The organism is Reyranella sp. GW821-FHT12G01 (assembly GCF_058806575.1).
In genome coordinates this window covers 1,179,990-1,205,902 of record NZ_JBXAPV010000001.1, presented here as the reverse complement: position 1 = coordinate 1,205,902, position 25,913 = coordinate 1,179,990, and the positions used below count along the sequence as shown (strand labels likewise).

The 25,913-nt window shown below is 67.9% G+C and carries 21 protein-coding genes; 14 read left to right on the top strand and 7 right to left on the bottom strand.

All coding sequences use genetic code 11. The features are described from left to right. Positions 1-48: 48 nt before the first annotated feature. Both polA and AC1RP5_RS05920 read left to right on the top strand, forming a co-directional pair. Positions 49-2,967, top strand: coding sequence for a DNA polymerase I (gene polA, locus AC1RP5_RS05925; protein WP_493109674.1), 2,919 nt, complete (start codon positions 49-51; stop codon positions 2,965-2,967). A gap of 172 nt (positions 2,968-3,139) precedes the next feature. Continuing rightward, a complete protein-coding gene (locus AC1RP5_RS05920) occupies positions 3,140-3,757 on the top strand; it encodes a glutathione S-transferase family protein (protein WP_493109673.1) in 618 nt (205 codons plus the stop codon). On the opposite strand, the gene AC1RP5_RS05915 is transcribed toward AC1RP5_RS05920, so the two are convergent. The 7 genes from AC1RP5_RS05915 to AC1RP5_RS05885 all read right to left on the bottom strand — a co-directional run bounded on the left by AC1RP5_RS05915 (position 3,758) and on the right by AC1RP5_RS05885 (position 11,003). Beyond that, positions 3,758-4,111 (bottom strand): HdeA/HdeB family chaperone, encoded by a 354-nt coding sequence (locus tag AC1RP5_RS05915; protein ID WP_493109672.1) that lies wholly within the window; start codon positions 4,109-4,111, stop codon positions 3,758-3,760. 12 nt (positions 4,112-4,123) lie between these two features. Further along, positions 4,124-4,345, bottom strand: coding sequence for a YMGG-like glycine zipper-containing protein (locus AC1RP5_RS05910; RefSeq protein ID WP_493109671.1), 222 nt, complete (start codon positions 4,343-4,345; stop codon positions 4,124-4,126). Positions 4,346-4,374: 29 nt separating this feature from the next. After that, entirely contained in the window at positions 4,375-5,328 is a 954-nt protein-coding gene (locus tag AC1RP5_RS05905; RefSeq protein ID WP_493109670.1) for a DUF2950 domain-containing protein, read from the bottom strand. Beyond that, entirely contained in the window at positions 5,325-6,494 is a 1,170-nt protein-coding gene (locus AC1RP5_RS05900; RefSeq protein ID WP_493109669.1) for a DUF3300 domain-containing protein, read from the bottom strand. Before AC1RP5_RS05900 ends, AC1RP5_RS05905 begins: the two co-directional genes overlap by 4 nt. A gap of 88 nt (positions 6,495-6,582) precedes the next feature. Next, a complete protein-coding gene (locus AC1RP5_RS05895; RefSeq protein WP_493109668.1) occupies positions 6,583-8,430 on the bottom strand; it encodes an adenylate/guanylate cyclase domain-containing protein in 1,848 nt (615 codons plus the stop codon). A 63-nt stretch (positions 8,431-8,493) separates the two neighbouring features. After that, on the bottom strand, positions 8,494-10,101 hold the full coding sequence (locus tag AC1RP5_RS05890) for a phosphoenolpyruvate carboxykinase (protein ID WP_493109667.1): 1,608 nt from the start codon (positions 10,099-10,101) through the stop codon (positions 8,494-8,496). Positions 10,102-10,283: 182 nt separating this feature from the next. Continuing rightward, on the bottom strand, positions 10,284-11,003 hold the full coding sequence (locus tag AC1RP5_RS05885) for a HugZ family pyridoxamine 5'-phosphate oxidase (RefSeq protein WP_493109666.1): 720 nt from the start codon (positions 11,001-11,003) through the stop codon (positions 10,284-10,286). Positions 11,004-11,124: 121 nt separating this feature from the next. Here AC1RP5_RS05885 and AC1RP5_RS05880 point away from each other — a divergent pair, with 121 nt between their 5' ends. From AC1RP5_RS05880 to addA, 12 genes are all read left to right on the top strand, one after another. Continuing rightward, complete coding sequence (locus tag AC1RP5_RS05880) at positions 11,125-11,820, top strand: response regulator transcription factor (protein WP_493109665.1); 696 nt, start codon at positions 11,125-11,127, stop codon at positions 11,818-11,820. 79 nt (positions 11,821-11,899) lie between these two features. Beyond that, on the top strand, positions 11,900-13,582 hold the full coding sequence (locus AC1RP5_RS05875; RefSeq protein WP_493109664.1) for a sensor histidine kinase: 1,683 nt from the start codon (positions 11,900-11,902) through the stop codon (positions 13,580-13,582). Further along, positions 13,579-14,037: an HPr kinase/phosphorylase gene (locus tag AC1RP5_RS05870; RefSeq protein WP_493109663.1), complete on the top strand. Its 459-nt coding sequence runs from the start codon at positions 13,579-13,581 to the stop codon at positions 14,035-14,037. The genes AC1RP5_RS05875 and AC1RP5_RS05870 overlap by 4 nt, the downstream gene beginning before the upstream one ends. Before the next feature lie 16 nt (positions 14,038-14,053). Beyond that, positions 14,054-14,989, top strand: coding sequence for an RNase adapter RapZ (gene rapZ, locus AC1RP5_RS05865; protein WP_493109662.1), 936 nt, complete (start codon positions 14,054-14,056; stop codon positions 14,987-14,989). A 9-nt stretch (positions 14,990-14,998) separates the two neighbouring features. Then, the gene (locus AC1RP5_RS05860; RefSeq protein WP_493109661.1) at positions 14,999-15,403 is read left to right on the top strand and encodes a PTS sugar transporter subunit IIA; all 405 of its coding nucleotides are present in this window, start codon (positions 14,999-15,001) and stop codon (positions 15,401-15,403) included. Further along, the gene (locus AC1RP5_RS05855; protein ID WP_493109660.1) at positions 15,400-15,711 is read left to right on the top strand and encodes an HPr family phosphocarrier protein; all 312 of its coding nucleotides are present in this window, start codon (positions 15,400-15,402) and stop codon (positions 15,709-15,711) included. The genes AC1RP5_RS05860 and AC1RP5_RS05855 overlap by 4 nt, the downstream gene beginning before the upstream one ends. A gap of 157 nt (positions 15,712-15,868) precedes the next feature. Beyond that, a complete protein-coding gene (gene ahcY, locus AC1RP5_RS05850; protein WP_493109659.1) occupies positions 15,869-17,263 on the top strand; it encodes an adenosylhomocysteinase in 1,395 nt (464 codons plus the stop codon). 64 nt (positions 17,264-17,327) lie between these two features. Beyond that, entirely contained in the window at positions 17,328-17,771 is a 444-nt protein-coding gene (tsaE, locus tag AC1RP5_RS05845) for a tRNA (adenosine(37)-N6)-threonylcarbamoyltransferase complex ATPase subunit type 1 TsaE (protein ID WP_493109658.1), read from the top strand. After that, positions 17,758-18,765 (top strand): aminoglycoside phosphotransferase family protein, encoded by a 1,008-nt coding sequence (locus AC1RP5_RS05840; protein WP_493109657.1) that lies wholly within the window; start codon positions 17,758-17,760, stop codon positions 18,763-18,765. The genes tsaE and AC1RP5_RS05840 overlap by 14 nt, the downstream gene beginning before the upstream one ends. After that, positions 18,762-19,454, top strand: coding sequence for a nucleotidyltransferase family protein (locus tag AC1RP5_RS05835; RefSeq protein ID WP_493109656.1), 693 nt, complete (start codon positions 18,762-18,764; stop codon positions 19,452-19,454). Before AC1RP5_RS05840 ends, AC1RP5_RS05835 begins: the two co-directional genes overlap by 4 nt. Then, positions 19,451-22,399, top strand: coding sequence for a double-strand break repair protein AddB (gene addB, locus AC1RP5_RS05830; protein WP_493109655.1), 2,949 nt, complete (start codon positions 19,451-19,453; stop codon positions 22,397-22,399). Before AC1RP5_RS05835 ends, addB begins: the two co-directional genes overlap by 4 nt. Beyond that, positions 22,396-25,899 carry a double-strand break repair helicase AddA gene (gene addA, locus AC1RP5_RS05825; protein WP_493109654.1) on the top strand — a complete coding sequence of 1,168 codons (3,504 nt, stop codon included), beginning with the start codon at positions 22,396-22,398 and terminating at the stop codon, positions 25,897-25,899. The genes addB and addA overlap by 4 nt, the downstream gene beginning before the upstream one ends. Positions 25,900-25,913: the final 14 nt, after the last annotated feature.

Genomic DNA, 25,913 nt, shown 5'->3' with positions numbered 1-25,913 from the left:
ACACAGCCCCACCTCCCCCTGCAGGGCCCAGCGTGCTAGGCCTTGGGCATGGCGAAATCCAAGGCTCCAGCGACCACCCCGGCAGACGGCGACAAGCCGCTCCGCCACCTCTACCTGATCGACGGCTCGGGCTATCTGTTCCGCGCCTATCACGCCCTGCCGCCGATGAACCGGCCGGACGGGACGCCGATCAATGCGGTGTTCGGCTTCTGCCGCATGCTGGTGGCCGACCTTCTGGACAATCCCGAGATCGACCACATCGCGATGATCCTCGATGCGGGCAGCGTCACGTTCCGCAACAAGATCTACGACAAGTACAAGGCCAACCGGCCCGACCCGCCCGAAGACCTGATCCCGCAATTCCCGCTGATCCGCGAGGCGGCGCGCGCCTTCAACGTCACGGTCTGCGAACTCGAAGGCTACGAGGCCGATGACCTGATCGCGACCTACGCCCGCATGGCCGTCGAGGCCGGCGGCACCTGCACGATCGTCTCGTCCGACAAGGACCTGATGCAGCTCGTGCGGCCGGGCGTCGAGCTGATGGACCCGATCAAGAAGATCAAGCTCGGACCCGAGGCGGTGTTCGAGAAATTCGGCGTGACGCCCGACAAGGTCGTCGACGTGCAGGCGCTGGCGGGCGATTCGACCGACAACGTGCCGGGCGCGCCGGGCATCGGCATCAAGACCGCGGCCCAGCTCATCAACGAGTATGGCAATCTCGAAGCGCTGCTGGAGCGCACCAAGGAGATCAAGCAGCCCAAGCGCCGCGAGTCGCTGGAGAACAACGCCGAGCTGATCCGCATCTCCAAGCAGCTCGTGACCCTGCGCGACGACGTGCCGACGCCGGCCGAGCCGGAGGCCTTCGACAAGCGGAAGCCCGATCCAAACGTGCTGCTGCCCTGGCTGGAGCAACAGGGTTTTAGGACGCTGCTCCAGCGCTTCACCAACGAACTGGGCGAGGCCACCGCGCCTGTCGCGCCGACCTCCGCGCCCGCACCGGCGAAGAAGGCCGAGCCCACGCCGACGCCCGCCGCTTCGTCGACGAAGAAGCCTAACCGCGACTTCACGACGGCCGACTACGAGCTGATCCAGGACGAGAAGCTGCTCGACGAGTGGATAGCCGAAGCGACCAAGGCCGGCACCCTGGCGTTCGACTGCGAGACAGACGGGCTCGATTCCAACAATGCCGGTCTTGTCGGCGTGTCGCTGGCTCTCCTTGAGGGCCCGTGGGGCGACGTCAACTCGACGCGCCGGCGTGCGGCCTATCTGCCGCTGATGCATCGCGTCCCCGGCGCCGCCGCACAGGGCGCGCTCGATCTTCTGGGCGATGGCGGCGACAAGGATGCCGGCAAACTGCTCGACGGGCAGATTCCGCTCAAAACAGCGCTCGCCAAGCTGAAGCCGCTGCTCGAAGACCCGGCGGTGCTGAAGGTCGGCCAGAACATCAAGTACGACATGGCGGTGTTCCGCCGGCACGGGATCGAGATCGGCCCGGTCGACGACACGATGCTGATCTCCTTCGTCCTCGATGCCGGCAAGAACAACCACGGCATGGACGAGCTGGCGGAACTGCATCTCGGCCAGAAGACCATCAAGTTCTCCGACGTGGCCGGCAGCGGCGCCAAGCAGGTCACCTTCGACAAGGTGCCGCTCGACAAGGCGCGCGACTACGCCGCCGAGGATGCCGACGTCACCATGCAGCTCTGGGCGCGCTTGAAGCCGCGCCTGGTGCCCGAGCGCGTCACGTCGATGTACGAGACGATCGAGCGGCCGCTGATCCCGGTGCTGCTCACGATGGAGAGCGCGGGCATCAAGGTCGATGCGCTGAAGCTCAAGAAGCTGAGCACCGACTTCGAGAAGCGCCTGGGCGAACTCGAGGGCGAGATCCACAAGATCGCGGGGCGCGAGTTCAACGTTGGCTCGCCCAAGCAGTTGGGCGAAATCCTGTTCGACGAGCAGAAGCTGCCCGGCGGCAAGCGCAACAAGAACGGCTCGTGGGCGACCGACGCCTCGGTGCTCGACGATCTCGCCGCACAGGGCCATCCCCTGCCGGTGAAGATCCTGGAGCACCGCCAGCTCGCCAAGCTGAAGGGCACCTACACCGACGCGCTGATGCGCCAGGTCGATGCCAAGACCGGTCGCGTTCACACCTCGTATCACATGACCGGCGCCGCGACGGGCCGCCTCGCCTCGACCGATCCCAACCTGCAGAATATCCCGGTGCGCAGCGAGGAGGGCCGCAAGATCCGCCAGGCCTTCATCGCCGAGCAGGGCTACAAGCTGCTCAGCGCCGACTATTCGCAGATCGAGCTGCGCCTCCTGGCGCATGTCGCCGACATTCCCGAACTGAAGGAAGCCTTTGCGCGCGGTGACGATATCCATGCGATCACCGCCAGCGAGATGTTCGGCGTGCCGGTGAAGGGCATGGACCCGCTGATGCGCCGCCGCGCCAAGGCGATCAACTTCGGCATCATCTACGGCATCTCGGCCTTCGGCCTCGCCAACCAGCTCGGCATCGGCCAGCAGGAGGCGAAGGAGTACATCGGCAAGTACTTCCAGCGTTATCCCGGCATCCGAGACTACATGGAGCGCACCAAGGAGTTCGCGCGCAAGCACGGCTACGTGCTGACGCCGTTCGGCCGCAAGATCCACCTGCGCTTCATCCACGACAAGAGCCAGGGCATGCGCGCCTTCGCCGAGCGTGCTGCGATCAACGCGCCACTGCAGGGCGGCGGCGCCGACATCATCAAGCGCGCGATGATCCGCCTGCCGGCTGCGCTCACCGCCGCGAAGCTCAAGGCGAAGATGCTGCTGCAGGTGCACGACGAACTGCTGTTCGAGGTGCCGGAAAAGGAACTCGACAAGACCAGGGACGTGACGCGCAAGGTCATGGAAAGTGCGGCCTCGCTCACCGTGCCGCTGGTCGTCGATACCGGCGTCGGCCAGAACTGGGCAGAAGCGCACTAGGAGCGAGCACCAGGAACAATAAAGACCTCACCCTGAGGAGCACCGCGAAGCGGTGCGTCTCGAAGGGTGGGCACGAGCACCACGTCTGTTGCCCACCCTTCGAGACGCAGCCCTGCGGGCCGCTCCTCAGGGTGAGGTGTTAATTGATCAGCAATACATAGTGAGGAACGCCATGAAGATCTGGGGCCGCGCCAATTCGATCAATGTGATGAAGGTGCTGTGGGCCGCCGACGAGTGCGGGCTCAAGTACGAGCGCGAGGATGTCGGCGGGGCGTTCGGCGGCAACGACCAGAAATGGTATCTCGACCTCAATCCCAACGGGATCGTGCCGACCGTCGACGATGGCGGGCGCATCATCTGGGAGAGCAATTCGGTCGTGCGCTATCTCACGGCCAGGTACGCTGCCGGCAGCCTGTGGCCGACCGACCCCGGCCTGCGCAGCGAGGCCGAGCGCTGGATGGACTGGCAGCTCAGCACCATTGCCGAGCCGATGCGCATCGCCTTCTGGGGCCTGATCCGCACGCCGCCGGAGAAGCGTGACATGGGTGCGATCAAGAAGGCGGCCGAGGAAGCCGGCAAGCTCTACAGCCGCCTCGACGCCCATCTCGCCAACCGCCGCTACGTCGCGGGCCAGCACTTCACGATGGGCGACATCCCGGTCGGCTGCTTCATCCATCGCTGGTATGCGCTGGAAATAGAACGCCCGGACCTGAAGAACGTCCGGGCGTGGTACGAGCGACTCATGGCGCGCCCGGCTTACGCCAGGCACGTCATGATCAAGCTGACCTGATTACTTGCGCTTCGGCAGCTTCGAGCTTTCGGCCACGATCGCGCGGTCGATCACCGTGAACAGGTAGGCGTCCGGCGACAGGGTGCAGCCGCCGCGCACCAGATGGGCAAGCTGGGCGCCCTGCTCGTTGTCGGGGATCATCACGCCGCGCACGCGCGCCGAATGCTCGGCGAGGAAGATGGCCAGCGCCTTGCGGGCGTCCGGGTTCATCGTGTGCGCCTCGCGGCAGGTGACATAGGCTGCCTGGTCGAAGCTGAGCGTCGCCGCCTGGACCGGAGCCTGGGCCTGCGCCGGGACCGAAACGGCCGCGAGGGCGCCGAAGCCCGCGAGCGCGCAGAGAAGCTTGGAGGTCATGCCGGTCTCCCCTTACTTGCTGTTGCCGATGGCGGTGCCGCCGAGATAGCCGACCGCGCCGCCGATCAGGCCCGCGCCGACCACCGCGCCGAAGCTGCCGCCGGTCGCCAGGCCGATGCCCGTACCAGCCGCAGCGCCGACCAGCGCGCCGGTCTGGCCGTCCGACAGGTTGCTGGTGTTGCAACCACCCAGGAAGCCTGCCGCGACGAGCAGCATCAGGACCTTGGTCTTCATCACTCAATCTCCCCCTAAGCACGCCTCCCTTACGGAGGCGTCATGTCCGCTTTCACCCAACCCTTATCAGGATTGAAGGTCGTCATCATCCCGGCGCGCTGCGCCGTGTCGGGCCCGAGATCCTGCTGATAGACCTCGCCCTTGTAGTCGACGATGAAGGTCATCACCCCGGTGACGCCGTATTTCACCGGCCAGGCGATGGCGCCGAAGCCGCCCATCATGCGGCCGTTCACGATGTAGTCGCGGGCGCCGCCCGGCGCGTCCGGACCCTGCGCGTAGAGCAGCCGGAAGTAGTAGCCGTAATGGCCATCCGGCGACTTGCCGTCGGCCTGGGCGCGGGCGACCGCAGGTCCCAGCGGGCTCTGCGGCTCGCCAGGCTTGGTCTCCCAGTAGAGGCCGTTCTTGGTGCCGGGCGAGCTGAGCAGCCGGCGGGCATAGACCGGCGAGCCGGTCTTCATCGGATCCATCGCGGCGTAGTCGCGCTGGGCGTCGACGATGGCCAGCATCGTCTGCACGACCGAGCCTTCGTCATGGCCAATCTGGCGCAGGCGCATCTCGCGCCAGCCCGCGACCGCGTCGAAGCGCCATTCCGCGCCGTCCTTCACGATCGGGATGGGCAAGGTCCAGCCGGCCTTGCCGGCCACGACCGTCGCCTTGTCGCCCGAAACCTTGACCTCGTGTCCTTCGTCCCAGGCCGCGAGATAGGCCGCGCGGCGGGCCTGGAGCTGCTCGGTCGTCGTCGGCACGAACTCGCGCCACTCGGGCCCGAGCAAGGTCGTCAGGGCCTTGGTATCGGTCTTGCGGACCGCGTCGGTGAAAGCATTGGCCGCGGCTTCGGCCGTCGGGAAGCCCTGGACCTTCGCGGCCGCCTGGGATGCCGGCGGAGTCGCCTGCTGCGCGATCGCGCCGCCGGCCAGGCTCCCTGCAAGACCGACGGACACGGCAAGGGCCAGAAGGCCGCGCCGGAACATCGAGCCGCTCATCGCCGTCCTCCCCCAAATCGACCACCGCCGCCACCGCCGAAGCGATCGCCTCCGCCGCCGAAGCTATGGTCGCCCCAGGAGCGGTTGCCCCACGAGCTGCTGCCGCGGTCGAAGTCGCGGCTGGCGCCGCCACCGCCCCGATTGATGTCGTCGAACGCGCCGCGATCGCCGCTCGCGCGGTTCTCGAAGCTGCGATTCTCGGCCGGCCGGTTCTCGGCAGGGCGCTGCGTGTAGTTGCTGCGCCCGTCGAGCTGGCCACGGAACTGCTGGCGCTGCGCCGCGTCGGGGCGATCCTGGCGGAACTCCTGGCGCTCGGCGGCGGTGCGGTAGGGCACGCCATCGCGATGCGCCGGATCGTGGTTCCACTGGCCATTGCGATAGCGATCGCCGTTGAAGTTGTTGACGCTGATGCTGGTCGCCTTGTTGACGTTCACGGTCGTGTAGCTGCCGCCCCAGCTGCCGCCGCTGTAGCCCCAGTGCCAGCCGCCGAACATCGCCGCACCCGCGGCCACGCCCAGGCCAAACATCATGCCGGTCATCAGCGCCGCGCCGTAGTTCGGCGGCGGCGGATAATACGGTGGCGGATAGGCCGGGTACGGCCACGGGCCATAGGCCCAAGCCGGATTGTAGTACGGCACGTACATGACTTCCGGGTTGGCCGGCTCGATCACGATGGCGCTGGCGCCGCCGCTCGACTGCGTCGTCACCTTCTGCTGTGAGCTCGACTTCAGGTTGCCCGCCGCTTCGGCCTTGGCGCGCAGGCGCTGGATCGAGTCCGCGACCTGCTTCTGCTGGCCGATCATCGCGTCGCCGACCTTCTGCGTCCAATCGAGCTGGTTGCTCATCATCTGCAGGGTCTGCGGGAAGGCGGTCAGCGACTTCACGCTGACGTCCCAGCTCTTGTCCTTCACCGCCGCCACGGCGGCATCGCCCTTGAGGGTCGGGTTGGACTGCGACCAGCGCGCCGCCTCGACGATCTCCAGCGGATAGGTCGCGCCCATCAGCACCTGTGCGAGAAGCGCGTCGGGATAGAGCGCGATCGGCGCCAGCATCTGGTCGAGCTGTTCGTTGGTGAAGGGCTTGTTGGAGTCCTGCGCGCGTACGGCGGCGAAGGGAGCAAGGGCCAGCACGGCCGTCGACAATGCAAGAAGTTTGCGTCGTTCCATGTGCTGCTCGTTCCTTGAAAAACACCGATGAAAAGAACGGCGGCACACTACCGGCGAAGACCTCATTTCGTCCAGCGCGAGCGCCTTCTCACATGAGACGATAGACCTGTTCGGGTTCGTCCCTGCCCTTCACGTGCCGCAATTCCGGTGTCGGCAATTTCCCTAGAACTTCAGGGTGCTTCATCGCCTCGATCGTGTCGCCGCTCACCAGGACGATCACATCCTCGTCCTCGCCCATGAACTCCTTGCCGAGCTGCTCGAAGCGCTGCGCCACGTTCACCGTGTCGCCGACCACGGTGTAGTTGACCCGGCCGGGCGCACCGATGTTGCCCACCACCACCGGACCCGAATGGATGCCGATGCGCAGGCGGACGGCTGCGTGGCCGGCGGCGATGCGCTGGCGGTTGTCCTCGCGCACGACCCTTCCCATTTCGAGCGCGGCATGGATGGCGTGGTCGGCGTGATCCTCCATCGCCGACAGCCCGCCCCACACCGCCATCACGCAGTCGCCGATATACTTGTCGATCACGCCCTGGTCGTTCTCGATGCAGGTGCCCAGCAGCGCGAAATGATGGTTGAGCATGTCGGCCGTTTCCTGCTCGGGCAGTTCCTCGGCCTGCGGCGTGAAGCCCACGATGTCGGTGAACATCACGGTGACGACCCGCCGGCGCGACGCCACCGCGCCTTCGCCCATCTCCATCAACTGGAAGACAAGGCGGTGCGGCACGTAGGCGCCGAACCATTTCAGTGCACCGCGCGCCTTGTCGAGGCTGTGGCCGGCGTCGTCGATCTCGCGCAGGCGCGACCGGCGGTGGAATGGCTGGTCGAACTTGAGCTGCTCCATCGACTCGGCCGCTGACGTGAGCGTGCCGATCGAGCGCGCCATGCTGAGCCCCATGACCAGCGCCAGCAGCGCGGCGACGGCCAGGGTGATGCCGCCGACGATGGCGCCGTTGGTAAGCCGGTCGAGATCGCCGGTCGCGTCCTCGATCGGGAAATACTGCCCGACCAGCCAGGGCTCGGGGCCGAATCGCTTCAGCTCGCGGTAGACGAACACCCAGCGCCGGCCGCCTTCCTCGACGACATGCCCGAGCGAACCGAGCGCCCGGTCGATCTGCGGCGACCGCACCGGCGGGTCCCAGATCTTGGCCAGCACCGGATCGTCGACTTCCTTGATCGTGGGCAGGGGCCGCTGCTCGGACAGGCCAAGCCCGCGCGGATCGATCAGGCGTCGGGCGGCCAATACCTTGTCGCGGCCGACCAGGATGAAATAGCGACCGTCGCCGCCGGTCTTCGGATCGCCGATCAGATAGGAGAGATCGCCGACCGCCACCGTGGCGATCAGGCCGCCGATGAAGGCATTGTCGATGCGCCGCACTGGTGTGCGCACGTTGACCACCGGCTGCTTGATCGTGTCGCTCCAGAACAGCGCACCCCAGAAGGTGTGCTGCGATGTCTGGAGCTCTCGGAAACGCTGCATGCCCTGCGGCTGGTCGACGAGCGAGAGCGTGTCGCGCTCGATCCGTCCGTCGGGCTCGCGGATCGCACGATGGAGCTGAAGATCGAGCGTCGCGAAGCCGACGGCCGACACTGCGGGCACCTGCTGGATCATGACGGCCAGCATCTCGCGCACCGCGACGGGCGATTCGATATCGATGCGCCCCGCGGCAGCCAACCCGGCGATCAGCTCGAGCTGCTCGCCCACCGGATCGAGGCGGCTGCGTACCAGCGACACCTGGGCGTCGACCACGCGTGCGGCACGGTCGACCAGCAGCCGCTCCGCGGTGCCGGTCGCACCGGCAAGCACCACGATGTAGGCGATGCCGGAAATCAGGGCGAGTGAGACGAAGGCCAGCGCCAGGGCGGCGACCAACGGCAGCCGCCACGGCCGACGGACGACCGCTGCAGCAAGGGGTGTGTCGCTAAGCTGGCTCACGCGGCGGCATCATAGAATGTCCGCCGCGCCGAAGCGATGTTTCGCGTGGCCTCGTTCGCGAGGTCAGGCGGCCGCGCGGATCGCCGACTTATTGACCTTGTCGTCGACGTGGCTCTCGAACTGCTGGAAGTTCTTCTCGAAGCGCTGGGCGACGTCGCGCGCGGCGCTGTCGTAGGCCTTCTTGTCCTTCCAGGTGTTCTTCGGGTTGAGCACGTCGCCCGGCACGTCCGGGCAGGCGCTCGGCACCTGCATGCCGAAGTGCGGATCGGTCGACGAGGCGACCGAGGCCAAGGTGCCGTCGAGCGCCGCGCGCACCATCGCGCGGGTGTGGCGGATCGACATGCGCTCGCCGACGCCGAAGCCGCCGCCCGACCAGCCGGTGTTGACCAGCCAGCACTTCACGTTCTGGCGGGCCATCTTCTCGCCCAGCATCTTCGCATAGACGGTCGGATGGCGCGGCATGAACGGCGCACCGAAGCAGGTCGAGAAGGTCGCCTGCGGCTCGGTCACGCCCTTCTCGGTGCCGGCGACGCGCGCCGTGTAGCCCGAGAGGAAGTGGTACATCGCTTGCTCCGGAGAGAGGCGCGAGATCGGCGGCAGCACGCCGAACGCATCGGCCGTCAGCATCACGATGTTCTCGGGCGTGCCGGCGATGCCGGTCGTCGAGGTGTTCGGGATGAAGTCGAGCGGATAGCAGGCGCGCGTGTTCTCGGTATAGGCACCGTCGTCGAGATCGAGACGGCCGGTCGCCGGATCGAGCACGACGTTCTCGAGCACCGTGCCGAAGCGGCCGGTGGTGGCGTAGATCTCGGGCTCGGCCTCACGGCTCAGCTTGATCACCTTGGCGTAGCAGCCGCCCTCGAAGTTGAAGAGGCTGTCCTCGGCCCAGCCATGCTCGTCGTCACCGATCAGGGTGCGCGTCGGATCGGCCGACAGCGTGGTCTTTCCGGTGCCCGACAGGCCGAAGAAGATCGCGACGTCGTTCTTCGGGCCGACATTGGCCGACGCATGCATCGGCAGTACGTTCTTGTCCGGCAGCAGGTAGTTCAGGATCGTGAACACCGACTTCTTGATCTCGCCGGCGTACCAGGTGCCGCAGATCGCCACGACGCGCTCGGTGAAGTTCACCAGGATGGCGCAGTCCGACGCGGTGCCGTCGAGCTTGGGATCGGCCTGGAAGCCCGGCAGGTTCAGGATGGTGAACTCCGGCTTGAAGCCTTCGAGTTCCTCGGGCTTGGGCCGCAGGAACATGTTGCGGGCGAAGAGATTGTGCCACGCCGTCTCGTTGACCACGCGCACGCCGATGCGATGCGCGGGATCGGCGCCGGCCCAGCAGTCGCGCACGAACAGATCGCGACGCTGCGCGTAGGCGATCATGCGATTGTAGAGGGCGCGATAGCGATCGGGCGTGATCGGCTTGTTGGTCTTGCCCCAGTCGATGCGACCCTTGCTCTCGGAGTCCTCGACGATGAACTTGTCGTTGGGCGAGCGGCCGGTGTGGATGCCGGTGCGCACGACGAGCGCGCCGCCATCGGCGACGACACCTTCGCGGCGGCGGACCGCTTCCTCGTAGAGCGAGGGAACCTGCAGGTTCCAGTAGACGTTGCTCAGGTTCTTCAGCCCGAGCGCTTCCAGTCCAAATTTCGGTACGACGAAGCCCGCCTGATGCACTGCGTTTCTCCTGCTTTCCGGCTAATCCGAATGGCGTAGGTTTATTGCCCCATGCGCTACTGGCAGGGCCACAGAGTGGCAAGGCCCTGCGACAAACTAGTGCCGAGGATCATGTGGATCAGACTTCGCAGTCGCGAAAGCAATGCTGCGCCGCGGCATCGAATCGGCCCGGCGGCGGGGCCTCAGCCGGCGGCGCGCGCCTTGCCGACCAAAGCCACCAAAACCTTGCGCGCTTCGCTCGCGGCCTGCAGTGGCGCGTCGAACCCCAGCCGCGCCACCTGCCCTTTCAGCCGGAGGTCGATGCCCTCGGCATCGATACCGGTCATCTTCCAGCCGCTGCCGGCCAGGCCGATCAACTTCTCGGCATAGAGCTGGACGGCGTCGGAATGGTCCTCGTTCATGTGGCTGACGATGCCCGGCTCGGCCTCCGCGAGACCGGGCGCCTGCGGCGACGCCAGTTCCGCCATATCGATCCAGCGGATCTTGCCGAAACCGCCCACCAGATGGGCCCGCTCGACCGCGACGCGATAGACGGCGAAATCCTTGAAGCCGGCATAAAGCGCCGCGTCGGGATGGCGGGCCAGGAACCGCGCCTTCAGTCGTTCATCGGCCGTGCGTTCGGCGCGGCCGAGCACCGTCACCCGCGGGCCGGTCAGAGGCTGGTCGAGCCCGGCGGTGCCGTCGAACAGCAGGGAAACGCGACTGTCGGCCTGGATGGCCTTGGTATGTTCGGCCAGATCGCTCAGCAAAAGGATCGGCGACAGGTCGTGATCGACCGCCACCAGGACCAGCGACGCGTAGGGCCAGCCGGCCGGTTCGGCGGCCAGCGAAGTGGCCAGGGAGGCCCGGTCGAGGCCGCGCAGAAGGGCACGCACGGTGCCAGGCATGTCGTCTTGGGTCATTTTCGGATCAAAAAAGCCGCAATTATTCGTTGAGTATTGTGGACCGGGGAGGCGGCGGCGACGGCCCGGTCTGTGATAGCATGGTCGAATTGCCGTTGTCCGCTGCAGGAGAAGCTACGCCGTGCGCAAAAACATCGCCCTCGTCGACGACGATCGCAACATCCTCACTTCGGTGTCGATGCTGCTCGAAGCCGAAGGGTTCCAGATCAAGACTTACAATGACGGTGCGTCGGCTTTGGAAGGTCTCAATCAATCGCCTCCCGACCTCGGCATCTTCGACATCAAGATGCCGCGCATGGACGGCATGGAACTCCTGAACCGCATCCGCAAGACCCAGCAGTTCCCGGTCATCTTCCTCACGTCGAAGGACGAGGAGATCGACGAGGTGCTGGGCCTGCGCATGGGCGCCGACGATTTCATCCGGAAACCCTTCTCGCAGCGCCTGTTGCTCGAGCGCATCCGCGCCGTGCTGCGCCGCGCCGACGTGGGTGGCGCCAAGGGCGAAGCCGCTGCCGAGCGCATCGTGCGCGGCGAGCTGGTCCTCGACCCGAGTCGTCACCAGTGCACCTGGAAGGGCAAGGAGGTGCACCTCACGGTCACCGAGTTCCTGCTGCTCAAGTCGCTCGCCGAGCGGCCCGGCCATGTGAAGAACCGCGACCAGCTGATGGACGCGGCCTACGGCGAGACGATCTACGTCGACGACCGCACCATCGACAGCCACATCAAGCGGGTTCGCCGCAAGTTCCGCGAAGTCGATGGCGAGTTCGAGCAGATCGAAACGCTTTATGGCATCGGATACCGATACCGCGACTCCTGAGCCCTCGCCGCATCCGCTCGGGCCTCAGACTTTAAGCTCCCGGATCGCGACGGCGCTCGGCCGATGGTTTCCGCGCGCGGTGCGCAAGGCACCGGCGACGATCAGTGCTGCCGATTCGCCATCGCTGCTGCGCCGCCGCCGCAGCGTTGGGCGCAGCCACTCGCCGCTGACGAGACGCATCCTGCTGCTCAATCTGATCCCGGTGGCCTTGCTGACCCTGGGTGCCGTCTATCTCAGCGACTACGAAGAGGAGCTGATCGACGCCGAGCTCGCCTCGCTACTGGTGCAGGGCGAGATGGTGGCCGCCGGCATCGGCGAGGTCGCGGTGGTCGGCGGCGAGACCACGGTCAACCGCATGGATGCCGACGCCGCGCGCCAGTTGCTGACGCGCCTGGTCCGTCCCACCGGCGTGCGGGCGCGCCTGTTCAGCGAGACCGGCGAGCTGTTAGGCGATTCGGCGATGCTGAACGAGGTGGGCCGCATCCATGTCGTGCCGCTGCCGCCGCCCGAGATGCCGGTCACCAGTGAAGTCGCCGAGGTCAATATCGGCGACCGCATCAGCGACTGGATCGCCCGCCAGCTCTCGCGGGTCGATCACTATCCCGAATATATCGACAAGCCGGTCCCGACCCTGCGCGACTTCCCTGAAGCGGCCAGCGCCTTGCGCGGCTTCAATGCCTCGGCGGTGCGCAGCGCGGGCGATGGACGGCTGATCCTGAGCGCCGCGGTGCCGGTGCAGCGTTACAAGCAGGTCTTGGGCGCGCTGCTGCTGACGCGCGACAATCGCGCGATCGCGGCGTCCCTGCGCGAGGTCCGCTACGACATGCTGACGATCGCAGCAGCGGCGCTCGGCATCACCGTGCTGCTGTCGCTCTATCTCGCCGGCACCATCACGCAGCCAATCGTGCGTCTCGCCCGCGCCGCCGACGAGGTTCGTCTTGCCCGCGAAAGCCGGCCCGAGATTCCCGATCTCGGCAAGCGCGGCGACGAGATCGGCGACCTGAACGACGCGCTGCGCTCGATGACCGAGGCGCTGTGGTTGCGCATCAACACCATCGAGAGCTTCGCCGCCGACGTCGCGCACGAGCTCAAGAACCCGCTGACCTCGCTGCGCTCGGCCATCGAGATGGCGGGCCATCCCAATCTCGATGGCGAACGGCGCGCCAAGCTGATGGCCATCGTCATGGACGACATCAACCGACTGAACCGGCTGATCTCCGACATCTCCGACGCCTCGCGCCTCGATGCCGAACTGATGCGCGGCGAGGTGCGGCCGGTCGAACTCGACAAGCTGCTGCGCGACATGGTCCATCACTACGCGGTGACGGCCAACCAGAAGTCGGGCGTCGAGGTCGAGTATCGCGTCGCCGCCAATCCTCCGTTCGTGGCGCACGGCCATGACGGCCGCTACGGGCAGGTGTTCCGCAACGTCATCGACAATGCCCTCTCCTTCGCGCCCAAGGGCTCGCGCATCGTGGTCGAACTCTCCCGCGAGCCGCGCAACGGGCCGTTCGTCGTCACCATCGACGACGAAGGCTCGGGCATCCCCGAGGACAATCTCGAATCGATCTTCCAGCGCTTCTATTCCGAGCGCCCGGTCGAGCATTTCGGCCAGCATTCCGGCCTCGGCCTCTCGATCTGCCGCCAGATCGTCGAGACCTATGGCGGCACGATCGCGGCCACCAACCGGCACAGCCCCGACGGCAGGATCCTGGGCGCCCGCTTCACGGTCCGGCTGCCCTCGGCCAGCGGCCGGAAGTGACCATCACGGTCACGACCTACGTCCACGCGACCTGCATCGCCCTGCAGGCCGGCGGCAAAAGCTGGCGCGGCGTCCTGCTGCGCGGGCCCTCCGGCGCCGGCAAATCCGACCTCGCCCTCCGTCTCATCGACTCGGGCGCCAGACTGATCGCCGACGACCAGACCGCCTTGGAGCAACGCGGCCGCACGCTGGTCGGCACGTCGCCGGGCACGATTTCGGGCCTTCTGGAAGTGCGTGGCCTTGGCATCGTGAAGCTCGATCGCGCCAAGCTTCTCGCGCGGGTCCGGATCGCCCTGCTGGTCGACCTCGTGTCGCCCGAGCGCATCGAACGCCTGCCCGATCCGGCGCGCGAGACTCTGTTGGGAGTCGACCTGCCGCTTATGTCCCTGGCGCCGTTCGAAGCCTCCGCCTCTGCAAAGTTGCGCCTTGCTCTCGCTCAAATCCGGGCGGCATGATCGAGGCGCTTCGCACATGCCAGACAGCCCCGCCCTGCCCGACTCCGTCACCGCACAGGACACGCGACGCCCGTTCGTCGTGGTGACCGGCCTGTCGGGCGCCGGCCGGGCCACCGCGCTGAACGTGCTCGACGATCTGGGCTATGTCGCCGTCGACAACGTTCCGCTGCCGCTGCTGCACGATCTCATGCGCTCGACCGGCGGCGAACGCGGCGAGAAGGCGCCGCCGCTGGCGATCGGCGTCGACACCCGTACCTTCGGTTTCAACAAGCGCGACCTCGTGGCCCAGGTCGAGGAGCTGCGGCAACATTCCGGCCTGGCGGTGCGCCTGCTGTTCCTCGAAGCCGACACCGAGACGCTGCGGCGGCGCTACACCGAATCGCGGCGCCCCCATCCGCTGGCGCCCGATCGCCCCGTCATCGACGGCATCACCGAGGAGCGCCGCCAGATCGGCGGGATGCGCGATTTCGCCGACCTTTGCCTCGACACTTCAGGCCTCTCGCCGCATCAGTTGAAGCAGATCCTCGCCGGCCATTTCGGGCTCGGCCGCAGCGTCGGCACGCGGATTTCGGTGATGTCTTTCTCGTTCCGCCGCGGCCTGCCGCGCGAGGCCGACCTGGTGTTCGACGCGCGCTTCCTCAAGAACCCGCATTACGAACCCACCCTGAAGCCGCTGACCGGCCGCGATCCCGCCGTGGCGGCGTTCATCGCAACCGATCCCGACTACCGCCCGTTTGTCGACCGGCTGCAGGCCCTGATCGGGCCGCTGCTGCCGCGTTTCGACGCAGAGGGCAAGGCCTATTTGACCATTGCGGTGGGCTGCACCGGCGGCAAGCATCGGTCCGTGGCCCTGGCGGAGGAGCTTGCAGACTGGTTGCGAAGCGCAGGCCGCTCCGTCACTCTCTCGCACCGGGACGTCGGGGCGGCCGGGGAGGCCGGTGGCGCAGGGTAGAGCGAAAGCATGATTGGTATCGTACTGGTGACTCACGGCAATCTGGCGCAGGAATTCAAAGCCGCGCTGGAGCATGTCGTCGGGCCGCAGCAATGCCTGTCGACGGTCTGCATCGGCGCCGACGACGACATGGAAAAGCGGCGCGGTGAAATTCTCGAACGCGTTCGGGCCTGCGAGACGGGCGAAGGCGTGATCGTGCTGACCGACATGTTCGGCGGCACGCCCTCCAACCTCGCGATCTCGATCATGGAGCAGGCGCGGGTCGAGGTGCTGGCCGGCGTCAACCTGCCGATGCTGGTGAAGCTCGCCAGCGTCCGCACCCGGCCGATCGCCGAGGCGGTGCGCATGGCGCAGGAAGCCGGCCGCAAATACATCACCGTCGCCTCGCGCATCCTGGCCAAGGAAGCTTCGTGAGCGACGCAGCCTCGGGCGCCAGCGCGGATGCCAGCATCGGCGCCCTGAAACGCACCCTTCCGATCGCCAACAAGCGCGGCCTGCACGCCCGGGCCGCCGCCAAGTTCGTGCGCACCGCCGGCCAGTTCGACGCCGTCGTCCGTGTCTCCTTCAAGGGCCAGGAAGTGTCCGGCCTCTCGATCATGGGCCTGATGATGCTGGCGGCCGGTATCGGCAGCGCCATCGACGTCGTGTGCACGGGCAAGCAGGCCGCCGATGCCCTGGCCGCCATTTCGACGCTGGTCGAAGGCAAATTCGGCGAGGATTAAGCCGCTCGCGGCCTGCGCATAAAGGCTTGCGCATACCGACATAAATTCTTGCTTATATGTTGATCCCGCGCGTTGAGGCGGTCCCGCGCCGCTGTTATGACACGCCCGCTTTTCACATTTCGCCGCCTGCCGAAACCGGCACAGCAAGGAGCGCCACATGGCTCAGGACTACATCGTCAAGGATATCGGGCTCGCCGACTGGGGTCGCAAGGAACTCGACATGGCCGAGACCGAGATGCCGGGCCTGATGTCGATCCGCAAGGAATACGGCCCCAAGCAGCCGCTCAAGGGCGCGCGCATCGCCGGTTCGCTGCACATGACCATCCAGACCGGCGTGCTGATCGAGACGCTGAAGGCGCTGGGCGCCGACGTGCGCTGGGCCTCGTGCAACATCTACTCGACGCAGGACCATGCCGCCGCGGCGATCGCCAAGGCCGGCACGCCGGTCTTCGCGATCAAGGGCGAGAGCCTCGAGGAATACTGGGACTACACCCACAAGATCTTCGAATGGGGTGACGGCGGCGAGCCGAACATGATCCTCGACGACGGCGGCGACGCCACCCTGCTGGTCCATCTCGGCGCCCGCGCGGAGAAGGATCCGTCGCTGGTCGCCAAGCCGACCAACGAGGAAGAGGAAGTCCTCTACAAGGCGATCCTCAAGACCAACAAGGAAAAGCCCGGCTGGTACGCGAAGCTCGGCAAGTCGATCCGCGGCGTCACCGAAGAGACGACCACGGGCGTCCATCGCCTCTACAACATGGCGAAGGAAGGCAAGCTCCTGTGGCCGGCCATCAACGTCAACGACTCGGTCACCAAGTCGAAGTTCGACAATCTCTACGGCTGCCGTGAGTCGCTGGTCGACGGCATCCGCCGCGGCACCGACGTCATGATGTCGGGCAAGGTCGCGATGGTCGCGGGCTTCGGCGACGTGGGCAAGGGCTCGGCCGCTTCGCTGCGCCAGGCCGGCTGCCGCGTCATGGTCTCCGAGGTCGATCCGATCTGCGCCCTGCAGGCGGCGATGGAAGGCTACGAGGTCGTGACGATGGAAGACGCCGCCCCGCGCGCCGACATCTTCGTCACCGCCACCGGCAACGTCGACGTGCTGACGCTCGAGCACATGAAGGCGATGAAGCATCGCGCCATCATCTGCAACATCGGCCACTTCGACTCCGAGATCCAGATCGCGGCGCTGAAGAACTTCAAGTGGCACAACGTGAAGCCGCAGGTCGACGAGGTCGAGTTCGCCGACGGCAAGCGCATCATCGTGCTGTCGGAAGGCCGCCTGGTGAACCTGGGCAACGCCACGGGCCATCCGAGCTTCGTGATGTCGGCCTCGTTCTCGAACCAGACGCTGGCCCAGATCGAGATCTGGACCAACCCGGGCAAGTACGAGAAGCAGGTCTACACGCTGCCGAAGTTCCTCGACGAGAAGGTCGCGGCGCTCCACCTCGAGAAGGTCGGCGCCAAGCTGACCAAGCTCCGCCCCGACCAGGCCGCCTACATCGGCGTGCCCGAGGCCGGCCCGTTCAAGGGCGACCTGTACCGCTACTAGTACCGCTACTGGGCGATCCGCAACGGCCCACAAGCGGGCCATGCTAAGAAGTCGGCATCGAAAGATGCCGACTTTTTCTTTGTCCCTTCCCGACGAGGCCGCGACCGAGCGGCTGGGCGCGGCGCTCGCCGCCCGCCTGAAGCCGCGCGACGTCGTGGCGCTCGAAGGCGGCCTCGGCGCCGGCAAGACGACGCTCGCGCGCGCCATCCTGCGGGCCGCCGCGGGCGAGCCGGCGCTGATCGTGCCCAGCCCCACCTTCACCCTGGTCGAGGTCTACGAGACCGCTCGCGGCAGCTTCTGGCATTTCGACCTCTACCGCCTGGAAGAGCCCGAGCAGGTCTTCGAGCTGGGCTGGGAGGAAGCCCGCATCGACGGCGTGGCCCTCGTCGAATGGGCCGAGCGCCTGGGCCCGCTGCTGCCGCGCGAGCGGCTCACCATCAGCCTGTCGGTCGAGGGCGACGGCCGGCGTGTCACCCTGGAAGGAGAATCCCGCTTTGGCGAAGTCTGAACGCGACCTGCTGCGCGCCGAGTTCGTGGACCGCGCCGGCTGGGGCGATGCCGGCGAACGCCTGCTGGCGGGCGATGCCTCGTTCCGGAAGTATTTCAGGCTGAGCCGGCCGCGCGGCTCGGCGGTCGTCATGGATGCGCCGCCGCCACAGGAGGATGTGCGGCCGTTCGTACAGATCGGCCGCCATCTGATCGCACTCGGTCTCAGCGCGCCGGAGATCCTCGCGGAGGATGTCGAGCACGGCTTCCTGCTGCTGGAGGATTTTGGCGACGATACCTACGCGCGCGTGCTGAAAGCCGGTGGCGACGAGGGCGAACTCTACAGCCGCGCCACCGACGTGCTGGTCGAGATCTATCGCGCTGGCGAACGCAGCCTCGTGCCCGGCCTCGGCGCCTATACCGGTGACGCGCTGATCGAAGCCGCGCTGCTGTTGCCGGAATGGTATCTCGCCGAAGCGACCGGCAAGCCGACGCCGCCGGAAGAGATCGAAAGCTATGTCGCGGCGTGGCGCGAATGCCTGGCCGCACTCCCGGTCATGACGGAGACGCTGCTGCTGCGCGACTATCACAAGGACAATCTCCTGTGGCTGCCGGGACGGCCGGGCGTGAAGGCGTGCGGCCTGCTCGACTTCCAGGACGCCCAGCGTGGCCACCCCTCCTACGATCTCGTGTCGCTGATCGAGGATGCGCGCCGCGACGTGGCGCCCGCCGTCCACGCCGCCTGTCTCGACCGCTACATCGCCAAAGCGGGCATCGCCGATGCCGCCGGCTTCCGCACCGGCTTCGCGTTGATGGCCGCGCAGCGCCATGCGCGCATCATCGGCGTGTTCGTCCGCCTGCTGCGGCGCGACGGCAAGCCCGACTACCTGCAATACCTGCCGCGGGTCTGGCGCATGTTCGAGCGCGCCCTGCAGCACGAGGCACTGACGCCGCTGCGCATCTGGATCGATCGCACCCTGCCGCCGGAACTGCGCCGCATCGGAGCCGGCTCGTGATCCGCAGCGCCATGATCCTAGCGGCGGGCCGCGGCGAGCGCATGCGGCCCCTCACCGATTCGATCCCGAAGCCGCTCATCCCGGTGGCCGGCCGTTCGATGCTCGAACGCAGCATGGATCGCCTGCAGCGCACGGGCGTGCAGAACATCGTCGTGAACGTCCATCACCTCGGCAACCAGATCGCCGACCGCGTGGGCGGCCGAGCCCGCATCGTCCGCGAGGATCATCTGCTGGAAACCGGCGGCAGCGTGCGCAATGCGCTGCCCCTGCTCGGCAACGCTCCGTTCTTCGTGCTTAACGGCGACGGGCTGTGGCGCGATGGGCCGGAGTCGATGCTGGGCCGCCTCGCCGCCGCCTGGGATCCCAACCGCATGGACGCGCTGCTGCTGCTCCATCCGCTGGCCACCGCGATCGGTCGCGAGGAGAAGGATCGCGGCGACTACTATCTCGAACCGGATGGTCACGCCCGTCATCGCGGCACGGCCGAGACCGCGCCGTATCTTTTCGCCAGCATCTCGATCTGCGATTCGCGCCTGTTCAACGGCTCGCCGGAAGGCCCCTTCTCGCTGCTGAAACTATGGAACCGGTCGGAGCAGGCCGGTCGCCTGTTCGCCCTGGTACATGACGGCGACTGGTTCCATGTCGGCACACCCGAAGCCCTGGCCGCCGCCGAGCGCGTGCTGGGATGAAGGGCCTCTACACCATCGGCACGGAGCGGCGCTTCGCCGACGAGCTGGCGCGGGTGGTGCTGGCCGAGCATGGCGGCGATCCGCTGGCGCTCGCCGATGTGCTGATCCTGCTGCCGACACGGCGCTCGGTGCGCGCCCTGCGCGAAGCCTTCCTGCGCGCCGCCGACGGCACGCCGACGATCCTGCCGCGCATGGCCCCGCTGGGCGACGTCGACGACGGCGAATGGGAGATCGCCTCCGGCGACGGCGATGCGCTCACCCTGCCGCCCGCCATCGACACGGCCGAGCGCGAGGCGCTGCTCGCGCGGTTCGTCGCGGCCTTCAAGGACGATCAGGGCCATCCGATTGCGCAGTCGGCGGCGCAGGCCCTGAAGCTCGCGCGTGAACTCGGCCGCCTGCTCGACGAACTCGCCATCGAAGGCGTGTCGTTCGGCCAGCTCGAAGGGCTGGTCGAGGGCAACTTCGCCAGCCACTGGCAGCGCACCCTGAAATTCCTCGCCATCGTGGGCGAAGCGTGGCCGCAACTCTTGAAGGAGCGTGGCCGGATCGACGCCATCGAGCGGCGCACGCTCGCCATCCGCAACCAGGCCGCCCGCTGGCGCGCCAAGCCTCCTTCGACGCCGGTGATCGCGGCGGGTTCGACCGGCTCGCAACCTGCGACGCGCGACCTGCTGGCTGCCATCGCCGAGCTGCCGCAGGGCGCCGTCGTCCTGCCCGGCCTCGACAAGGAGATGGATGAGGCGAGCTGGACCGCGCTCGACCAGTCGCATCCGCAATATGGCCTGCACGAATTGCTGGGCGCGCTTGGGCAGACCCGCGCCGATGTGCAGGAATGGCCGGGCGCCGCGAGCGGATCGGCGCGTCACTTGCTGCTGAGCGAACTGATGCGGCCGGCGGAGACCAGCGAATCCTGGGTCAGGCCGGAAGCCGCCTCGCTCGAGCATGTGACGCGCGCCGATTGCGCCACGCCTCACCAGGAGGCGCTGGTCGTGGCGCTGGCGCTGCGCAGCGTGCTCGACACGCCGACGCGCACGGCGGCCCTCGTCACGCCCGATCGCGAACTTGCACGCAGGGTCACCGCCGAGCTGAAGCGCTGGCAGATCGACATCGACGATTCGGCCGGCGCGTCGCTCGCCGACACCGCGCCCGCCGGTCTCCTGCACGAGCTGATCGCGACCGTCGACGCGGGCTTCGCACCGGTCGAGCTGCTGGCCCTGCTCAAGCATCCGCTGTGCACCCTGGGTCACGACCGCGCCTTCGTGCTGGACGCAACGCGACGGCTCGACCGCAAGTGCCTGCGCGGCCTGAAGCCGGCGCCTGGCCTCGCGGCCATACGCGCCCGTGTCGACGAGGCGAAGTTCGGCGATCCCGCCGACCGCGCCGCGGTGCGTACGCTGATCGACCAGTTGGAAGAAGCGACGTCGCCGCTGGTCGCGCTGATGCAGGACGACGCCACGCCCGACCTGCTGATCGACGCGACCGTCGCCGCGGCGGAGAAGATCTCGCCGCCCGAGACGCTCTGGTCCGGCGAAGCCGGCAGTACACTGGCCGACGCGCTGGGCCGCCTGCGCACGGCCTGGACGGACAAGCCCGCAATCGCATCGGGCGAATGGCCGGGCCTGTTCGCCGCGATGCTGGAACCGGAGAGCATCCGGCCGGCCTTCGGACGGCATCCGCGCCTGTCGATCTGGGGCCCGCTCGAAGCCCGTCTGCAGCGCGCCGACCTCCTCGTGCTGGGCGGCCTGAACGAAGGCACCTGGCCGCCTGCCGTCGAAACCGGCCCGTGGATCAACCGCCCGATGCGAACCCAGCTCGGCCTGCAGCAACCCGAACGGCGCATCGGCCTGTCGGCGCACGATTTTGTGGCGGCCCTTGGCGCCGAGCGCGTGCTGATGACGCGGGCCGAGCGCGAAGGCGGCGCGCCCACCGTGCCGTCGCGCTGGCTGGCGCGCCTCGACGCCCTGTTCGGCTACGAGCCCGGCGGCAGTGCGCCGGTGCCGGAATACATCCAGCGCGGCCGGCGCAGCTTCGTCGCCTGGGCGGAAGCGATCGACCGGCCCGACAAATACGAACCGTGGTCGCGGCCCGAACCACGCCCGCCGGTCGAGGCGCGGCCCACGCGCCTGTCGGTCTCCAGCGTCGAGCAGTGGCGGCGCGATCCGTACGGCCTCTATGCGCGCCGCATCCTGGAACTGGAAGCCCTCGAGCCGCTGGAAGCCGAGCTGGGCGCGGCCGATCGCGGCAATGCGCTGCACGACGCGCTCGACGAATTCCTGAAGGCGCATCCCTCCGGCGTGCTTCCGCCCGATGCCGTGCGCGAGTTCGAGGAACTGGGTGAGAAGCATCTTGCCGATCTTCTCACAGCGCCGGCGGAACGCGCCTTCTGGTGGCCGCGCTTCCAGCGCCTCGCCCGCTGGTTCGTCGCCCACGAGAATGCGCGACGCGCCAACGGCACCAGGCTGCTGACCAGCGAGAGCAATGCCGCGATGACCGTCGGACCGGCCTCGCGCCCGTTGCGCATCGAAGCGCGCGCCGACCGGGTCGACGATCTCGGTGACGGCGTCTGGGAGATCATCGACTACAAGACCGGACGCGTGCCGACCAAGGACGAGCTCGATGCGCTGTTTGCGCCACAGCTTCTTCTCGAAGCGGCAATGGCCGAGCGCGGCGGCTTCGAGAAGGTCACGGGCAAGGCCGAGACCGTGCACCTCTCCTACTGGCAGGCCAACGGCCTGGGCGACGGCGGCAAGGTGAGCGAGATCAAGGGCAGCGACGAGCTCGTGGCCGAGATGATGGCGCTGGTCGAGAAGATGGCGGAACACTTCGCCAATCCGACCACGCCTTATGCCGCGCTGCCGTGGCCGGCCTACGGCCCGCACTTCAACGACTACGCCCATCTAGAACGCATCGCCGAATGGTCGACCGCGGGCGGAGGCGAGGAATGAGCGACGTTTTAGACGCCCTCGCATTGGCGACCAACGCGCAACGAAGCGCGACCACGCCCGATCACTCGGCCTGGGTCGAGGCCAATGCCGGCACCGGCAAGACGAAGGTGCTGACCGATCGCGTGACGCGGCTGCTGCTGAACGAGGTGAAGCCCGAGCGCATCCTCTGCCTCACCTTCACCAAGGCGGCGGCGGCGGAGATGCGCAATCGCCTGGCTCATCAGCTTGGCCGCTGGGCGTTGACCGACGAAGCGAGGCTCGACGCGGAAGTCGCCAGGATGATCGACCGCCCACCGGGCGCGAAGGAGCGCGTGGTGGCGCGACGCCTGTTCGCGCGCGTGCTCGACGCGCCGGGCGGCATCAACATCCTCACCATCCACGCCTTCTGCCAGGCGCTGCTGAAGCGCTTCCCACTTGAGGCCGGCGTCGCGCCGGGCTTCGAGATCCTGGACGAGGCCGAGGCCCAGACGATCCTGCGTCGCGTGCAGGACGAGCAGATGGAGGCGCTGGCGCGCAGCGACGCACCGCCCGAACTCGCCGCCGCGCTGGCCTCCGTCGCGAACAAGGTGTCGATCGCCGAGTATGCCGAGCTGATGACCCGGTTGCTGAGCGAACGGGCGTGGCTGCTGGCGCGCATCGGTGACGAAGCCGGCCTGCAAAGGGTCCGCGCCCGGCTGGCCAAGGAGATGGGCTGCGAGGTCGACGATACGGCCGACAGCCTCACCACCGCCGCCTGCCTGGATTCGGCCTTCGATGCGGTGGCCCTTCGCGAAGCCGCCCGCGCGCTCACCAAGGGCGGCAAGCAGGACAAGGCACGCAGCACGACGATCGCGGAGTGGCTGGCCGCGGCAGACCGGCCCGCGATGCTCACCGACTATGCCGGCGCCTTCTTCACCGCCAAGGGCGAGATCCTGGCGCGGCTCGCGACCAAGGCCGCGATCGCCGAGATGCCCAACATCGAGGACGTGCTGCTGCGCGAAGCCAAGCGGCTGGCGGCGGTCCTCGATCGCATCAACGGCGCGGCGCTGGTCGAACGCACGCTCGCTTTGCTGCGGCTCGGCCTCGACGTCACCGAGCGCTACACCCGCGCCAAGCGCCGCCGCGCCGTGCTCGACTATGACGACCTGATCGTCGCCACGCGTCGCCTGCTGGAAAGCGCGGAGAGCGCGGCCTGGGTGCTGTTCAAGCTCGATGGCGGCATCGACCATGTGCTGGTCGACGAAGCGCAGGACACCAACCCCGACCAGTGGGAGGTGATCCGCCGCCTCACCGAGGAATTCTTCGTGGGCGACGGCGCGGTCGGTCGCAGCCGGACCATCTTCGCGGTCGGCGACACCAAGCAGTCGATCTTCGGCTTCCAGCGCGCCGATCCGCGCAAGCTGAAGGAGATGCGCGAGTGGTTTGGCGACCGCAGCCGCGTCGCCGACCGCGTCTTCGTGCCGGTCGGCCTCAACGTCTCGTTCCGCTCGACGCCGGCCGTGCTCGACGCGGTCGACTGGGTGTTCGGTGAGATCGAGGCCGCGAAGGGCGTCGCCGAACCGGGTGACGTGAATCATGTGCCCAGCCGCAAGAGCGAGCCCGGACGGGTCGAGCTGTGGCCGCTGGTCGCCGCCTCTGAAGACAAGGCCGACACGACGGACGTGAGCGGCGGCGGCATGGCGCACGACCTGCCGCACGAGCGGCTGGCGCGGCTGATCGCGGTGCACGCCAAGGGCCTGATCGGCACGGAGCGCCGCGCGCGCGACGGCGAGAAGCTGCACGCCGGGCATTTCATGGTGCTGGTGCGGCGGCGCAACGAGTTCGTCAACGCGCTGGTGCGCGCGCTGAAGCGCGAGGGCGTCGAGGTGGCGGGCGTCGACCGTCTCAACCTCGGCCAGGAGCTCGCGATCCAGGATCTTTTGGCAATGGCGCGCTTCGTCCTGCTGCCTCAGGACGACCTCAACCTTGCAGCACTCCTCAAATCGCCGCTGGTCGGTCTTCAGGAAGAGCAGCTCTTCACCCTGGCCTGGAAGCGCACCGGCCATCTATGGGGCGCGCTCCGCGCGCGCCGCGCCGAGCCGGAGTTCGCCAACGCCCATGCGATCCTGGCCGACTGGCTGCGCCGCGCCGACTACGGAACGCCGTTCGATTTCTTCGCCCGCGTGCTCGGCCCCGAGGGCGGACGTCGCCGGCTGCTGGAGCGGCTCGGCCGCGAGGCTTCCGATCCGATCGACGAGCTTCTGGCCCGCGCGCTCCAGTACCAGGGAATCGAGGGCGGCTCGCTGCAGGGCTTCCTGCGCTGGTTCGAGACGGGCGGCGGCGAGATCAAGCGCGACCTCGACCAGAACCGCCGGCGCGAATTGCGCATCCTGACGGTGCATGCCTCCAAGGGCTTGCAGGCGCCGATCGTCTACCTGCCCGACACGACGCGCGTACCGCAGACCTCCGAGCGCCTGCTCGCGGGCGCCGAGGGCGAAGCGCGCCTCTGGCTGCCGCGCACCGACGACGCCAACGATGCCGCGCGCGCCTGGCGGACCGAAGCGCGCGACCGCTCCCTGGAGGAGCAGAACCGGCTGCTCTACGTCGCCATGACGCGCGCCGAGGACCGGCTCTATGTCGGCGGCTGGATCGGATCGAAGAAGCCCGATCGCGGCTGCTGGTACGAACGCATCGAGACCGGCTTGCGCGCCAGCACCGAAGCAGAGATGCCGGCCGGCGCGCCGCGCGTTCGCGCCGTCACCAAGGCGTTCGACTTCACGCCGATGCTGGCGATCGGCGGCTGGTCGGGCGACGGCTATGAGCTGACCAATGAAGGCCGCATCGTCGAGGCCGAGCAGCCCGAGCTGCCGATCGCCGACGAGGCGCCGCTGCCGCCCTGGTGGGGCCAGCCGGCGCCCGAGGAGCCCGATCCGCCCGCGCCGCTCGCGCCCTCGCAGCCGCTGCCGGACGAGGCGACGGTCGAACCGCGCGCCTACAGCCCGCTCCTCGCCGACGATCCCCGGCGCTGGCAGCGCGGCCTGCTGCTACACGATCTGCTGCGCCACCTTCCCGGCCTACCCAATGCGGCGCGCGCCGACTCCGCCCGCCGATTCCTCGCCCAGCCCGCGCATGAGCTCGCGCCGGAGGATATCGGGAGCTGGGCCGCCGAAGCGCTCGCCGTCACCGAGGCGCCGGCGCATGCCGCTTTGTTCGCCGAGGGATCGCGCGCGGAGGTGCCGTTGATCGGCACCGTAAAGACGGCGCGCGGCACCTTCACCGTGAGCGGCCAGGTCGATCGGCTGGCGGTCTCGCCAAACGAAGTGCTGATCGTCGACTACAAGACCAACCGTCCGCCGCCCGATTCGGCCGATGGCGTGGCGCTGTCCTATCGCCGCCAGCTCGCGCTCTACCGGGCGCTGCTGCAGCAGATCTATCCGGGGCGCCCGATCCGGGCCTTCCTGCTGTGGACGGCGGCCCCGCGGCTCATGGAGATTTCCGCAGAAACCCTAGACAAATCAATGCCTTATGCCTCGCCTCCTTGACTCCGGGGGCGTGC